Origin of the sequence: Chryseobacterium sp. JM1 (genome assembly GCF_000737715.1) — a bacterium.
In the GTDB taxonomy this organism is placed as follows: domain Bacteria; phylum Bacteroidota; class Bacteroidia; order Flavobacteriales; family Weeksellaceae; genus Chryseobacterium.
The window spans coordinates 1-16,303 of sequence record NZ_JPRN01000007.1; the positions used below are offsets into that span (position 1 = coordinate 1).

Below are 16,303 nucleotides of genomic sequence, written 5' to 3' on the forward strand. Positions count from 1 at the left end.
ATTGGATTTTGTAGCATTATTTTCCCAAATAGTGGTGGTCACGAATTGAAAGACATCGTTTCCTATATTAACACCATATTCAAATTTAACAGGTTGGGTGTTCCAGGCATTTCCTACTTGCTTCTGTTCCAAAATTCTATCTAATGGAGAATTTTCCAGTATTTTCTCTGAAAAAATCTTTTCTGAGCCGTAAATATCGGGTTGGGTTGCATTCGCTAATGGTGTTGACACTATTGCTCCATTCACGGTTCCTGATTGTGGAACAGGTAAGTAATCTTTGGTCTGCCTTCCGTACTGATCGTATTCAATATGGGTAACAACGTCTCTTCCCAAAGGAGAAGCTTTTATGTTCACCACCTGTTTAGGTCTTCCAAGACCATCTATATACTGAACGGTTTCTGAAGTTTTTGTCGGTTGGCCGCCTGCATTATAATCAAGATAGGATTTAGAATACACATAGTTTTCTCCCTGGGTAAGCTGGGCATTCACGGAATGAGCCATCAGCAAAGCCCCGATGGGAATGATTATTTTTTTCATGGTTGTGTGTAGTTTTTATAGTTATATTGGTATTCTTTCGCGATTCTGTATCCACCATTTTTATCCAGCTGTTTTACTTCTTTCAGTCGGTTTGCAGTGTCGTAGGTGTAAATTTCTCTCATTCCGGACGGTGGAGTGATGCTGGTTACACCAATTAATGGATTGTAAGTATACGTACTGATCTGATATCCTGATAATGCAGAATTGTTTCTAAACAGATCTAAAGCTGCAACCAATGATTGTTCGGAAGCCTCTGTACCCAACTGCGCATCATTGTCTGAGGCATTGACGATGTTATCAATTAATGACTGGCTGATATCTGATAGTTTCGCGCCTTCAATTTTAGCAATGGGCTGGGTTTTACTGTAACCCCAGATTACAGTCGTAGAAATTCCGGCTTTTGTAGTGTATTGCTGTATGTTTCCTTTGGAATCATATCTGTCATAAGTAGCTTCGGTAGATGGTGCATTGTTTTGAAGGTCATAGGAAACAGATGATAAAGGAAGCACCAGAGAAGCGCTGTTGTTTGTAATTTCAGCAACGGTTTTCGGATAAATGGTTTCTGTTCTCGACAACGTTTTTGTAATATTTCCAATCTTCTGCGTTGTTGAAGTTTCCAGAGGAAGTCCTATCATATTCTTACTGATCATCAACTGATTGCCTTTTTCATGGGCATATTGGTAGGTGGTTTCTGTGACCATATGGTCTGAAGTTTTTGCCGTTACGGTTTTCACGTTCATAGGTTTATTGATATCCGTATCGTAGTAAGCTGATTGGGTAACCGTTTCTACGACTCTATTTCCAGGGAAATATTCTGTCGTTTTAGATTCAGTATTTTCAACCTTACCCGAATTGATCGCTAAAATTTCTTTATTTACTAAATATATATGGCCATAAATGGTCTCATGTGTACTACTCGTTATTCTTTTGGGATATTTTACAATATCCAGATTTAAAGCAAATCCCATTTGGTTGGGATCTCCGGTAATAAATCCGGCTTTAGGGTTTTTTAGATTATTAAAGGCATATTTATTAGTTTGAACTCTCAAAGTATCACCCAGCTTATTTAAGATGATACTTTTTTCCAGCAATCCATTTTTCCAGTCATCATAATTGGAATAAATGTGGGTGTACATTTTATCACTGTCTGAAGTGTTGACCTTTGAAAATATATTGATGCTTTCTCCCAAATCATTATACTCTGTTACTTGCTTATAAGTAATAACATCTGAAGAACCATAGCTGTTATAACTGGTGCTTGAGTTATTAATAACAAGATATTTTTGAACATACGGGGGATATATTTCAGCTCCCTCGTTGTTAAGTTCAGAATATCTTTTCAGTAAACTTGTATATTGAAAAGGCATATTCAGAACGCCGCTGCTTTTATTGGTATTGGTAGCCGGATCGAAGGTTTCGTATTTATAATTGTAGGCATTTACAATGCTGTTTTCATTTTTATCTTCAATTTTTTTAATTCTAAGCCCTCCAATCGGAACGTTGGTATTCACCGTGTTATATTTTCCATACTCTACATCTATTGCATATCCGCACTGGCATTTACCCTGTCGGGATAAAGATATGTTGAATACATTATTCGAGGGATACAGTTCAAATACAGCCGGTTTTCCATTAGTCCCATAATTCTGCCCCATAACCATAGCATTCCCATAGCAGGAGGTATCATGAACCTGACTGGTTTCGTCATCTACATTGTTTTGACAGGTATTCCCAAATGTCAGTTTGATCTTAGAAGCTACTTTTCCATCAAAGAAACTTTGTGGAATAGTGACGGTTTGGGTTACATCTCCAAAATCATCACTGAATCCCCCTGTTCCTGTAGGTTCGCTCATTACCGTGGCAAAATTGTCTAGATATCCCCATTGATAATTTGATTTTGTGAAAAATTTACTGGCGTTTTCATAATACAGATTTTTACTTCCACCGGTTGGATATTCAATTTTATTTAAAATACCAATCTGTGCATAGGTCGGATTGGTATCACGATTCCTGGTATATTGAGGTTTTACAGAAACATTTTCACTTGGGGATACATAATCTGTATAAACCTGATCGGGAAGATTGTATGAGCCTTCACTGGAATTAGTAGAATTAATATATCCCCAATAGTCATCATTATTAGAATTACGGGCAGGAAAGGGAATACTTTCATTATAATAAAATTTATAATAATTATTCTGCAGGTCATCATAAACGTTCAATAGCTTCAGCCTGTAATTCTGAAAATCAGTACCGTTATTTGAAGTAAAATAAGAATAATTCATGTGATAATTCTTGATAATCTTTCCATAATTATCTTTCACAAGAACCTGACGCAGCGCCACACCATTATTGCCCGAAAGGTCTTTTCTTATACTTGTTCCGTCAGAAAAAGGCAATCCGTCATTAGAATAATTGAAATATACAGTTCCGTCGGGAAAAATAATTTTTGTAATTAATTTCTCCATACTGGCTGCTGTTCCTGTATACCTTTCATATTCAGGTAAATTAGGTGGCAGATTTACATCTGTCATAACGTTTTTAGTGATATCAATATTTACTTTTTCAGTAATACTTTTTTCCTCATAGGAGTATGATTTTGCATATTCGAATAAAATCCTCTTATTATTTGCAGTTCTGATACTATCAACCTGATAAAGTGTTTGTGAGCCAGAACTTGTACTTCCCGGAACACCTGAGTCTAATAATGTAGAGTTCTTTGTACTTAAGAAATAGGTAGCTCCGTCCGTGCCTACAATTTTGATATTCTTTTTGTTATTTGTAGCGGTAATCAACAGATCCTCATGAGGAATCGTATATCCTGTATCGTTATTAAAAATAAAGCTTCCTCCTCCCAATGGCAGGGAATAATTGAACATATCGGGTCTTGTATCATATACCCCTTCATAATGATCAGCCACGACTTGTCGGAGCTCATTTTCGTGCATACTTATATCAACAAGTTTGGATAATATCGTATTGACATTTTTAGTATACATTGAAGAATACTTGTCATCTTTATCCACAATATTCTGGTTGATGCTGCCGGGAATATTTAAAGACCAGCCTAAGCCTGCAGTACTGGCCACCTCATTTAATTTTATTCCGCCGGTATTATATGACAGGGAAACAGGAATATTAATCCCATCCACATTCACAGTATAAAAAGGAATATTGATATTGGCTTTTCCTCTAAACATATCAACCGGAAGCTTCCCCACTTTGTCCATTGCATATGCATTCGCGGAAGTAGGAAAAGCGACAATATTTTTTTTCTGTGTACTGTAATCTCCCACTCCGGATTGACTGTATCCGGTAGAAAAAATATAAATAAATAATAGTATAAAAACTTTTTTCATCTTAGTTTATTTCTTAATTAATTTCGCACTCGCTGTCTTATTCGTATCTGTCTTTATCGTCACCAGATAAGCCCCCTGAATCAGATTCTGCGTATTGATCTTCGTCACCTTATTCTTCGTCTTCAAGCTCTGAAGTTGTCTTCCACCCATATCGTACAGAATAATATCAGCTTCCTTAAAACCTTGCCCTGAGCCTGTCGAAGGGTCAAAGCCTATTTCTACATAAGCATAATCTGAAACCGGATTCGGATAGATCTTGATGTCTTGTTTTTCAATTAATTTATTGATCTGGCTGTCCCCTAGTTTCACGATCTTCCAGTTTTCTTTTCCAAGCTCTTCTGCACTAGTTCCTGCCAGGATGATGGAGCCATCTCTGTTTAATTTGATATCTGAAAGTCTTTCCTCTTTTTTCCTGGATTCTCCTTTCACATATTTTCTCCACGCTTCATTTCCGTCTTGGTTGAGATAAAGCATCCAAAACGTTTCATCGTCTGTTTGTATTTTTCCTTCTGCCTGCGTATAACCTCCTAAAAGAATTCCTTTTGAAGATTTATCATCTGCTGAATGAAGAACACTCATCCCCATCAGAATATCACGGTTCTTGAAATTGAAAGATTTCTGCCAGATTTCATCACCTATTTCATTTAAAGAAATTAGCCAAAGATCTGTTCCTTCCTCAATGCCTACCGTTTTATTTCCTGACCTTTCAGATCTGGATTCTCCACCGATTAAATATCCTGCTGATGTTAAGGCTAATGTTCTGATATGATCATCACCTTTTCCTCCATAGTTCTTTTCCCATTCCACTTTTCCGGTTTTGTCGAGTTTGACGATCCAGTAGTCGCCCTCGCCGAAATTATCCGTAGACTTACCGGTTCGGGATACGGGATACGAGGTTGCCGAAGACAATTTATCCGTGGAACCCGAAACCCGGATCCCGGAACTTCTCGAGTAAATTCCCAACAAGGCTCCACCATCTCTGGTAGGAATTATTTTCTCCACTTCATCCAAGCCTTTTCCGCCTAAAACCGTTTCAGAAAGAACCTTTCCGTTTTTATCCAGTTTTGAGATCCAAACATCTTTTGAACCGTAACCGCTAGTTCCCTGAGGCTCTCGAAGGGAACTTTGTCTGTTTCCTGCCACAAAAAATCCAAGATCCGTAGTTTGGATAACCGATCGTGCTTCCTCATCAGAAGAACTTCCCAGTGTTTTCTGCCAAAGCTCATCTCCGAATTCATTGATTCTGATCAGCCAGATATCAGATCCGCCTTTGGAATCTTCTTTTTTATCGAGTCCCTTTCCGGAATAGGAAGTTCCGGCCAGAAGAAATCCTCCTTCCTGAGTGGCTACGGAGGCTGACAAATAATCGTGGTTTTGACCTGAGAAATATTTTTCCCAGATCTGCTCACCTTGTTGGTTCAGTTTGATTAAATGGAAATCGTAACCGTTGTTTTGCTTTCCTGTTCCCTGAGGCTCTCGAAGGGAACTTCCTGAAATAAGATATTGCTGATCAATAGTCGTGGTCACCTGGCTTAGAAAATTCTGTGTAGAAGATCTGATGTCTTTCTGCCACAATACTTCCTGGGCAGAAAGCCCCAGAAGCGTGCACAAGATCAATGCACCGGAGTAGAATTTCTTCATCTTTTGTGTATTTTTAGTTTAAGATTAGCTTGTATATTTTGCGGCAAAATTAACACTTTTTAACGCATTCCAAATCCCTGAATTAAGATTTAATCTAAGTTTTAATTAAGCGATATATTATTAACACTTTACCAATTAACTGATGAACAAAATTAATCCCATAGCACGACAGAACGTGTCGCATAAAAATAAAAAGGACCGACCCCCGAAAGGATCAGCCCAAAACATTAACTGTTTTTATTGATAGAATTATGATTTCTTATTTCCAGCCACCGCCTAAACTTTTGTAAATATCTACAACGGTACTTAGCTGTTGCTGTTTGGCTTCGATCAGCTCCATTTTCGCATCCAGCGCATCCCTTTGATTCAGAAGAACTTCAAGATAATCTGCTCTTGAATTCCTGAACAATTGGTTCGCAATGTCAATCGACTGATCCAGCGCTTTTGTTTCCTGCGACTTCATCTGATAGTATTGATCTATATTTTTAACCTTTGACATCAGATTAGCCACATCCAGATACGCATGCAAAATCGTTTTGTCATACTCGTATAACGACTGGATCTGTCTCGCATCCGCGGTCTGGAAGTTCGCTTTGATGGCGCTTTTATTAATCAGAGGTCCTGCTAATTCTCCAGCCAGATTATAAGCGATGGATTCCGGCATTTTAACCAAATAAGAAGGTTTAAAAGCTTCCAGCCCTAACGTTGCAGAGATCTCCAGTGACGGATAAAACTCTTTTCTCGCAGCCTGTACATCCAGTTTTGCCGCTTTCAATTCAAGTTCAGCCTGTTTGATATCCGGACGGTTAGCCAGTAACTGAGACGGTATTCCCGTATACACAGTCTGTGGCATCGTAGACATAAAGCTTTCCTTAGCCCTTACAATAGGTTGCGGATATCTTCCCAGAAGCGCATTGATCTCGTTTTCTTTCTCCGTAATATTCTGACGGATCGTGTATTCCGAAGCTTTGGATTTTGCCAGTTCAGCTTCAAATTTCTTCACAGCCAGCTCCGTAGCCGCAGCAGCTTCTTTCTGAATTTTGGAAATTTCCAGTGCTCTTTCCTGCAGCTTAATATATTGCTGAATAATATCCAGCTGATTATCCAAAGCCAGCAATTCATAATAATTGTCTGCTACTTCTTCAACAAGGCTGGACAGAACGAAGTTTTTACCCTCAACTGTAGAAAGGTAATGAGCAACAGCTGATTCCTTCTCAGTTCTGAGCTTTTTCCAGATATCAATCTCCCAGTTCGCCATGAATCCTCCTTCAAAATTCCCCAGCGGATCCGGCATTTCTCTTCCGGGTTCTATTTCCGTAGTGGCATCACCGGCGCCTTCGCTGGTATAACGTCCGGCTTTTTTAAGACCGGCTCCTATTCCGGCTGAAACAGTTGGGCTTAGTTTTCCTTTTTTCGCTAAAACACTGCTTTTCGCCATTTCAATCTGCTGAAGCGTGATCAGTAATTCCTGATTGTTTTTTAAAGCAGTTTCAATTAAGCTTACCAGATTCGGATCTGTAAAAAACTGTCTCCATGGAGTTGTACCACTGTTTGCATTGGCATCCTGCTGCTCTTCCTGATTGAAATTCTGAGGCAGGTTTTCTTTTACTTCATCTTTTATAACCGTGGCCATTGGAGCTCTACAGCCTGTGAGTACAAGCGATAGAGCAATGGCTGCTATATATTTATTATAAATCTTCATGTTTGTTATCGTGTTGATAAGGTTCAGTTTGTTCTGTTAAAGGATTCTCTTCTTCATATCTTGCCAGCCTCGATTTCTCTGCAATAGTTCCGAAAATATAATACAGTCCCGGAATAATCATCAGTCCGAAAATAGTTCCTATCAGCATTCCTCCTGCTGCTGCCGTACCAATCGTTCGGTTTCCTACAGCTCCCGGTCCGGTGGCCATTACCAACGGAATAAGACCCGCGATGAAGGCAAATGAAGTCATCAGGATCGGACGGAAACGGATGGCCGCCCCTTCGATAGCTGCCTGTGCTACAGGAATTCCTTCTTCTGCTTTCTTCTGAACGGCAAATTCGACGATCAATACAGCATTTTTACCCAGCAGACCAATCAACATGACCATCGCCACCTGAGCGTAAATATTGTTTTCAAGGCCTAATAATTTCAGGCATAAGAATGCTCCGAAAATACCTGTAGGAAGGGATAAAATCACCGGCAACGGCAGGATAAAGCTTTCATACTGCGCTGCAAGAATCAGATACACAAATCCAAGACAGACTAAGAAAATAAATACCGCTTCATTTCCTCTGCTCACCTCGTCTTTAGAGATACCCGCCCAGTCGATACCGAAACCTCTCGGAAGTGTTTTATCAGCAACTTCCTGAATCGCTTTAATGGCCTGTCCACTACTGTATCCCGGCGCAGGAGTACCACTTACTTCTGCGGAGTTATACATATTGTGTCTTGTGATCTCTGACAATCCATATACTTTCTGCATTTTCATAAAATCAGAATACGGAACCATCTGTTCTTTATCATTTTTCACATACAATTTCAGCAGATCGGTAGGCAGTGCACGGTATTGCGGCCCAGCCTGTACAATCACTTTATACGGTCTGTCGAAACGGATGAAACTGGTCTCATAGTTGGAACCGATCAATGTGGACAGGTTATCCATCGCACTTTGGATCGTTACCCCTTTCTGCTCGGCAAGATCATTATCCACTTTCAGCATGTACTGAGGGAAACTTGCAGAATAGAAGGTAAATGCAGACCCAAGTTCAGGGCGTTTCTTCAGTTCTTTAACAAAATCATTACTTACCTGCTCCATTTTATGGTAATCTCCACTTCCTGCTTTATCCAGCAAACGGAGTTCGAAACCTCCTGCAGCACCATAACCCGGAATGGAAGGCGGCTGGAAGAATTCTATGTTAGCACCAGGAATATTCTTGGCTTTTTCCTCGAGCTTTTCAATGATTTCTGCGGCAGATTCCTTACGTTCTTCCCAACTTTTAAGGTTGATCAGACACGTTCCAGAGTTGGATCCCGTACCTTCTGTCAGGATTTCATAACCAGCCAGTGAAGAAACGGACTGTACCCCATCGATATCTTCAGATTCTCTTAATAATTCTTTCGCAATCTGATTCGTTCTTTCCAGAGTAGATCCCGGAGGTGTCTGGATAATCGCATAAATCATCCCCTGATCTTCCGCCGGAATAAATCCTGAAGGAAGTGAGTTGCTTAAGAAGAATGTACAGGCACAGAATGCCAGTAATAAAGGAAGTGTAATGGATTTTTTCTTAACTGTTTTGTTAAGCATTTTCTCATATCTTCCTGCTCCTTTCGTGAATAAATTGTTGAATTTATCTAAGAAAATAGTAATCGGTGTTTTCTTTTTAGCTTTTCCGTGGTGATTTCTTAAGATCAAAGCACATAAAGCCGGAGTCAGTGTCAAAGCTACAACCCCTGAAAGGATGATCGCTGAAGCCATCGTAATGGAAAACTGACGGTAAAATACCCCAACCGGACCTGACATAAATGCAATCGGAATAAATACGGATGCCATTACCAAAGTGATCGCGATAATCGCCCCACTGATTTCATGCATCGCTTCTTCCGTAGCTTTTAAAGGTGAGAGTCCTTTTTCTTCCATCTTGGCATGGACAGCTTCAATCACCACAATCGCATCATCGACGACGACCCCGATGGCCATTACCAATGCAAATAGTGAGATCATGTTCAGCGTAATTCCAAATGCGGACATGACTGCAAATGTTCCAACCAGTGAAACAGGAACCGCCAGCGCCGGAATTAAGGTCGAACGCCAGTCTCCAAGGAACAGGAATACCACAATGGCTACCAGAATAAAGGCTTCAAATAAGGTATGAATTACCTTTTCCATGGATGCATCCAGGAATCTTGAAACGTCATAACTGATGTCATAGTGCATTCCTTTCGGAAAGTTATTTTTCTCAAGATCTTTCATCAAAGTTTTCACATTTTTGATAACGTCACTTGCATTGGAACCGTAAGACTGTTTTACTGTAATCGCGGCAGAAGGTTTTCCGTTCAGTGTAGAATAGATATCATACATGGAAGAACCGAATTCTATATCCGCTACATCTTTTAATCTTACAAATTCTCCTCCCGGTTTTGCTTTCAGGATAATATTTCCATAATCTTTTTCATTGTTGAAACGTCCGGAATATTTCAGAATATATTCGAAAGACTGGGAACGTTTTCCTGAACTTTCTCCCGTTTTACCCGGAGAAGCTTCCAAACTCTGCTGGTTCAGGGACTCCATTACTTCGTCTGCGGAAATATTGTAAGCGGTAAGTCTGTCCGGTTTAAGCCAGATACGCATTGCATATTCACGGGTTCCGAGGATATCTGCGAAACCTACTCCACTTACCCTTCTCAATTCGGACATCACGTTGATATCAGCATAGTTGAAAAGGAATTTCTGGTCAGCTTTGGGATCGTCACTGTACAGGTTAATGTACATCAACATGTTGGGTTCTTCACGGGTAATTTTTACCCCTTCACGCACTACAAGCGGCGGAAGTTTGTTGACCACGGAAGATACACGGTTTTGAACGTTTACTGCGGCTACATTGGGATCTGTTCCAAGATCAAATACGATCTGAATGGATGCTTCCCCGTCATTACCGGCATCGGACGTCATATATTTCATACCCGGAACTCCGTTCAGTCCTCTTTCGAGGGGAATAACTACCGATTTAATCAATAGTTCGTTGTTGGCTCCCGGATATTCTGCGGTGATATTTACTTTTGGGGGTGAAATGGAGGGAAACTGGGTCACTGGAAGTTTTACCAGCGACAGAACTCCCATAAATACGATGATCAGTGAGATCACGATAGACAGAACAGGTCTGCGGATGAATTTCTTAAACATACTGCTTCGTTTTACGAGTAGACTACTCTGCTTTTAGTTTCAATGACTGAAGAACTTTTTTAGGATCCTGGAATTTGGACTGTATTTTCTGGTCATCTTTTACCTTCTGTACCCCTTCTAAAAGGATTTTATCTCCCTCGGCAAGCCCTGATCCTACCACATAAAGATCGGGCAGTTCGTAAGCTACTTTTATGTTTCTGGATTTTGCTTTTCCATTTTTATCGATGATGAATACATATTTCTGATCCTGAATTTCATACGTCGCTTTCTGTGGAATGATCAACGCATTATGTACAGGCATCGTCATCTGTACTTTTCCGGTTTCCCCGTTTCTAAGGAGCTTATCCGGATTCGGGAATTTTGCTCTGAAGGCAATATTTCCTGTTTCGTTGTCGAATTCTCCTTCTATGGTCTGGATTTCTCCTTTCTGAGGAAGCATTTCTCCATTAGCCATAATCAAAGATACCTCCTTGCTTCCTCTGTCGGCAACATGGGTCTGATAGGTTAAATATTCCGGTTCTGAAACGTTAAAATAACTGTAAACGTTGGTGTTGTCTGATAAAGAGGTTAGCAAATCTCCTTCGTCTACAAGGCTTCCTAATTTTAAAGGAATTCTGTTGATCACCCCTGAAAACGGAGCTTTAATATCTGTAAAAGATAAATGAATCTGAGCCAGTTTCATTTCAGCATTGGCAGCATCTAACTTTGCTTTAGCCATTGCTCTTTCGTTTTTAGAAACAATGTTGTTACTCGCAAGTGTGCTGGCATTTTTCAGTTCAATACTTGCCTGCTCCACTTCAGCTTTGGCTTTCAATAATTCAGCCTGGTACAGCTGAGGCATAATTCTAAACAGGGTTTGTCCTGCCTGTACATACTGGCCTTCGTCTACATAAATTTTTTCAAGAAATCCTTTTTCCTGTGCACGGAGTTCAATGTTTTTCACAGATTGGATTTGGGCTACGTATTCTTTGTTGATTACCGTGTCCATTTTGACAGGGCTGGTGACGGGATATACTGTGGCTTCTTCTTTTTCTTCTTTCTTCTGACTGCAGCCAACAGTCAATAAAAGGATGCTTATCGCAATGCCTGAGGCAACTCTTTTGATCATAATTCTAGAGTTTAATATAAATTCGTTAATGTTTTGAATGGGAATAAACGGTAATGGAATTCCTGCATCGTCATGATTACCGGCATAAACAATGCAGTAGATCTCCCGCCCGGAATCCGGACAGAAAAGCGATCACGAAAAATAACTTTTAGATTCTGATAGAACGGATCAGAATGAATGTTTTAACATTGGAATACAGCGAAAGAAAACCATTGATAGTGGGTTTTCTGCTTTTAGAAGAACGAAGACCAAAAATATAGACAAGACTGAATACACCGGCAAATACAGCAATCATCTGAATGGTATCAGACAACTGAAAACTATCTTCAGCAATCTCTAAAGTGGAATTATCAATATTGTCTGCCATCTGCTGTACCGAGAGCTTTTCAAAAGTCTGGTTCAGGCGGTTGGCTTTTTTGGGCAAATGATGAGAAACATGACCGGAATAGTCATTTCGAAGTGTTTTGACATCGAGTCTGCTTTCTACTACGAAGAGCAGAAAAAGGCCGGTCAAAAAATATACTAATACGTTTCTCATTTTGAAGTGGCAAATGTACACTTAGAAATGCATACCCTCATAATAGATTAACAAAATTTAACGCTCCTTTAAATTAGCTGAATGCAAGAAAACACACATTTTTTTCTTATGAAACACGGTGAAACGTCATTCAATTTTAACAATTACAGGTATAAACAACGTAAAATCCATTTTTATTATAAATTTTAAACGTAATATTTAATTTAAGTAATAATAAATTACTTTCAAAAATGGTTAACGTACCTTAAAATTTGAATTGAAAATTAATTATTATTTAAAAATCTAATATTGATTAATATTAATCATAATAATTTGTATATTTATGAAAAATTATCAGTAATTAATTAACAATTCGGTACAGTTATTCAATTTAATAGAAGTGTTTTATTTTTAAACTTTTATACGATTTATAACCGGAATATTTAATTTTTTATGACTTATTTTTAAAACTAACCAACCACTATAACCATGAAAACTTTAATTGTGAAAAACATAATATGTTCTGCAGGCCTTTAATTCTGCATCGACATTCAATTAAAGATCTTATTTGACCACTGCAGAGAGCTGACTTTTTCGGTTCTCTTTTTTTATTACTTCTCAAAAAAATAAAGCTTCACGGGTATGATTTAAATCATTTTTTACTGTGTATCAGCATTATAGAATTTTTAATACTTTTGCAGCACATTAAAACAACAAATAGAACGTGAAAAAAAACTGTACTTTTTTATTCTTACAACCGGCTGTTTAAACCAGTATTCCAACGGTTACCCGCTCAGCAAATCTTTATTGAACAGACTTACTTTTATAGGTTATAAAAGAATACTGTAAAGGAGGCGTAAAGCTTAACAGATAGAAATATCAGATTAATTTATGTAAAATTAACACATATTTAATAAAAATATTTGTAAATTTATATAGTATTAATATCACAATTCATGACACACCTTCAAATCACTTATCACTATGAAAAAATTATTTACATCGGTTCTTATGGGGCTGGCAGTCCTTTCCTCAACAGCGTGTAAGCATCCCGGCAAAGAAGCCGAAGCACTTACTGAAGCTGCACCTGAAAACAAAGATGAGATCTCAAAAGACATTTTCACGGACAATTACGGGGAAAAAATTGAAGTCACCATCAACCACACAAAAAACACAGCAACTGTTCATCTGGAAGGCAAAACGTATGATCTTAAGAAAAGCGATGCTCTTCCTGAATATACGGCCAGTAATGAAGAATATCAGTATTCGGATATCAAAGGAAATATTACTTTACTGAAAAAAAATGTAGATATGGTTCTGTTTCATGCCAAGCGTGACCCTAAAGGATCCGGATCTACAAAGATGGCTTCCTATTAATCCGAAGCCTTAACATACTACCCAACCCACACAAAATAATAAACTATGAAAAATTTGTATTACTATTTATCTGCCCTTTTTTTACTGGTATTTCTTACGGGATGTAAGACGCCACCGGCACAGAAAACGACAACAGATATCATGGGAAAAACATGGAAACTTACGGAACTGAACGGACAGCCCATCAAGCTTAAGAATCCTAAAAGCAATCCTTATTTCAAGCTCAATACGGAAGGTATGAGATATGAAGGTAACGGCGGCTGTAATGGCGTTGGAGGCACTTTCGAGATCAAACCTGAAATGATGAGAATCAAATTTAATCAGGGAATGTCTACGATGATGGCCTGTGATGATCTTGAAACGGAACAGCTGTTCACAAAAGCTTTGCTTGCTGCGGATAATTATTCTGTCAATGGCAATACACTGACCTTAAACAAGGCGAGAATGGCCCCTTTGGCTAAATTTGTTCTTCAGCCTTAATTGAATTTAAAATTTTACGATATACAAAGGTGGCTTGAATTTCTCAGCCACCTTTTTTTATTTCTTATAGATCATATAACTTACCAGCAGACTTATATTGACCAAAACAGCAAATGCATTTGACAAAATAATAGGCAATTCGTCTTTCTTAAAACCATACCATACCCAAAGCGAAAGTCCTGAAATAAGGACCAACAGCATGACCAGAGAAATATCGTCCACATTCTTCTCTTTGATCACCTTGATCAGTTGGGGAATCATGGAAATGGAGGTAAGTACTCCGGCTACGATACCAAGGATATTTTCATTCATAGTTTAATTTTTTTTTTGGCTGATGAATTCTGGCTTCTAGTTTTTGGCTTATTTAAATCTGTCACTTGAAACTTCTTCATGTAACGGTATATTCTCTTCAATAAACTGATACAGACTATGAGAGAAATAGCAGCCATTCAGAATTCCTCTTGCTCCCAGGCCATTGAAAACATACAGGTTTTTGAATGATTCATGTCTTCCGATGATGGGTCTTCTGTCCTTGACAGTTGGTCTGAAGCCAAAGTTTACTTCTTCTACTTCAAAATCATACGGATAAATTTCAGACAGACCGTTCACGAGCTGTGCTACTGCGGATTCGTCTACATGATGATGCAATTGCTCTCTGTCGTATGTTCCGCCGTAGAAATGAAGTCCGTTATCTGTCGGGAACAGGAAATGTTTTTTCTTAATAGTAATATCTTTCGGAATAGATTCTGAAAGTTTTACTTTGATATGGTGTCCTTTATTCGGAACTACTGCAATATCTGAAAAGAAAGGATTTTCTTTTACGCCCATTCCTTCACAGAATATAATATTTTTAAACTGAAGGTCTTTGTAAATTCCTTCAGAAGTTTCAACTTTTCCATAATCGAATTTTTCTCTGACCAGAAATTTATTTTTTTCTAAAAAATCAAATAGATCCATGAAAAACCCACTTACTTTCAGTCTGGCAGACTGATTGACCTTTCCGGTGTTAAAGTCGTTTTTTACTACCTCTAAATGATCGAATTTTTCATCAAGAAAGCTGGAAAGTTCTTCACTTTTGGATTTCTTTACCCAAAGGTTCTGTTCATTCTCATCATGAAAGATTCTGTGGATCGGTGAATCGATCAGATAATTTTTCCCGGTATAGGATTTTATCTCTGCTAAAGTATCTTTAAGAAAGTCGATCTGTTCCTGTGCTTTCCAGAATGTCGTGAATTTTTTGAGCACTACAGGATTGATTATTCCTGCAGAAACCTGGGAAGCACTCCTTCTTCCTTCTGAGAAAAGGACAAAAGATTTGTTATGCTTGATTAACTGATGAGCGAAAAACAGCCCCGCATATCCGTCTCCAACGATGATATAGTCTATATGTTTCATAATAAAAAAAACCTGAGTAAAAGTACTCAGGTTTTATATAAATATCAAGTGAAATCTTAGTAATTCCACATATCATTTTCCATACTAAGGATCTGATTTTTGATTCTTTCGCTTTCAGCTAACTGATCGTCAGCATCTTTAGGGATATAGTCCTTGATCGTACCATCACCTAAACCGCTTGATGATTTGTAAATAACTGAAGAGAATCTTCTTGCATTGATGATATCATCGAATGAAAGGTCAGCAGAAGAGTTTTTTCTGTTGTACACAAAGTTGTTGGCCAACACATCTCTAGCATTCGGATAGAAGATCCAGAACAGGTCGATAAGCTCGTCATTACTTGCAATCGGCTTACCATCTGGTCCAATAACTCCCTGTACAGCTGGATCTGGTCCCATTGCTGCAATACCAAGAGGTCTGTATTTCATCTGTCCGTCTCTCTTATCGATAAACCACATACCCATGATTTTAAGAACTTTTACTTTATCAGTAGTGGTCTTGAAAACGTCGGTATATTCTTTTTTCTCCTGATCAGTTAATTGTCTTCCGGAGTTAAGGATATCAATAGCAGCATCATTGATGATTACTTTTTCCAGTCTCTTCTGGATACCTTCCGGCGTTAATTTCACCGTAAAGTTTTCGTCATCATAAACCTGCTCGATCTTTCCGCTTAAAGCAGCATCCAATAATAACTGGTACAGAGATCTTGTAGGTGTAGCCAAAAGTCCATCCGGATTGTCATAGTAGAAAGGCTGGTTGATCTTATCATTCATGTCAATGATCTCCCATACAAACATACTCTTAAAGATATCTTTATCTTCTACAAAACCATATTCAAGAGGCTTTACTGTCTTATCAATAATAGTATCACCAACTTTTTGTTTGTTTTCCTCTCTCATCTGTCTGAACTCTTCCGGAGAAGCTGCGTTCAGAATAGTCTGGGATAAAGCGAATCCCGAAACTAATACTAAAAGGGTGCTAATATATTTTTTCATAATAAATTACA

General features: G+C 38.5%; 12 protein-coding genes. 2 read left to right on the top strand and 10 right to left on the bottom strand.

Annotated features, from left to right (window positions below; genetic code table 11):
* The 7 genes from IW22_RS13035 to IW22_RS13065 form a co-directional block, all read right to left on the bottom strand.
* The coding region (locus IW22_RS13035) for a DUF6443 domain-containing protein (RefSeq protein WP_034727061.1) at positions 1-537 on the bottom strand (537 nt) is incomplete at its 3' end.
* The gene (locus IW22_RS13040) at positions 534-3,896 is read right to left on the bottom strand and encodes a hypothetical protein (protein WP_034727062.1); all 3,363 of its coding nucleotides are present in this window, start codon (positions 3,894-3,896) and stop codon (positions 534-536) included. The genes IW22_RS13035 and IW22_RS13040, both read right to left, overlap by 4 nt.
* 6 nt (positions 3,897-3,902) lie before the next feature.
* A complete protein-coding gene (locus IW22_RS13045; protein WP_034727063.1) occupies positions 3,903-5,537 on the bottom strand; it encodes a T9SS type A sorting domain-containing protein in 1,635 nt (544 codons plus the stop codon).
* A 259-nt stretch (positions 5,538-5,796) separates the two neighbouring features.
* Entirely contained in the window at positions 5,797-7,239 is a 1,443-nt protein-coding gene (locus tag IW22_RS13050; protein ID WP_034727064.1) for a TolC family protein, read from the bottom strand.
* Positions 7,226-10,420 carry an efflux RND transporter permease subunit gene (locus IW22_RS13055; protein WP_034727065.1) on the bottom strand — a complete coding sequence of 1,065 codons (3,195 nt, stop codon included), beginning with the start codon at positions 10,418-10,420 and terminating at the stop codon, positions 7,226-7,228. The genes IW22_RS13050 and IW22_RS13055 overlap by 14 nt, the downstream gene beginning before the upstream one ends.
* Positions 10,421-10,442: 22 nt before the next feature.
* Positions 10,443-11,525, bottom strand: coding sequence for an efflux RND transporter periplasmic adaptor subunit (locus IW22_RS13060; protein WP_034727410.1), 1,083 nt, complete (start codon positions 11,523-11,525; stop codon positions 10,443-10,445).
* A gap of 151 nt (positions 11,526-11,676) precedes the next feature.
* Positions 11,677-12,066, bottom strand: coding sequence for a hypothetical protein (locus IW22_RS13065; protein WP_034727066.1), 390 nt, complete (start codon positions 12,064-12,066; stop codon positions 11,677-11,679).
* A gap of 963 nt (positions 12,067-13,029) precedes the next feature.
* On the opposite strand from IW22_RS13065, the gene IW22_RS13070 reads away from it, so the two are divergent.
* Entirely contained in the window at positions 13,030-13,422 is a 393-nt protein-coding gene (locus tag IW22_RS13070) for a hypothetical protein (RefSeq protein ID WP_034727068.1), read from the top strand.
* Positions 13,423-13,467: 45 nt separating this feature from the next.
* The gene (locus IW22_RS13075) at positions 13,468-13,902 is read left to right on the top strand and encodes an META domain-containing protein (RefSeq protein WP_034727069.1); all 435 of its coding nucleotides are present in this window, start codon (positions 13,468-13,470) and stop codon (positions 13,900-13,902) included.
* 57 nt (positions 13,903-13,959) lie between these two features.
* On the opposite strand, the gene IW22_RS13080 is transcribed toward IW22_RS13075, so the two are convergent.
* Genes IW22_RS13080 through gldN form a run of 3 tightly spaced genes read right to left on the bottom strand, consistent with a single transcriptional unit; the run spans position 13,960 to position 16,292 of the window.
* A complete protein-coding gene (locus IW22_RS13080) occupies positions 13,960-14,214 on the bottom strand; it encodes a SemiSWEET transporter (RefSeq protein WP_034727070.1) in 255 nt (84 codons plus the stop codon).
* Between the two features lie 48 nt (positions 14,215-14,262).
* Positions 14,263-15,297 (bottom strand): NAD(P)/FAD-dependent oxidoreductase, encoded by a 1,035-nt coding sequence (locus IW22_RS13085; RefSeq protein ID WP_034727071.1) that lies wholly within the window; start codon positions 15,295-15,297, stop codon positions 14,263-14,265.
* A gap of 56 nt (positions 15,298-15,353) precedes the next feature.
* Positions 15,354-16,292: a gliding motility protein GldN gene (gene gldN, locus IW22_RS13090; protein WP_034727073.1), complete on the bottom strand. Its 939-nt coding sequence runs from the start codon at positions 16,290-16,292 to the stop codon at positions 15,354-15,356.
* Between the last annotated feature and the right edge of the window lie 11 nt (positions 16,293-16,303).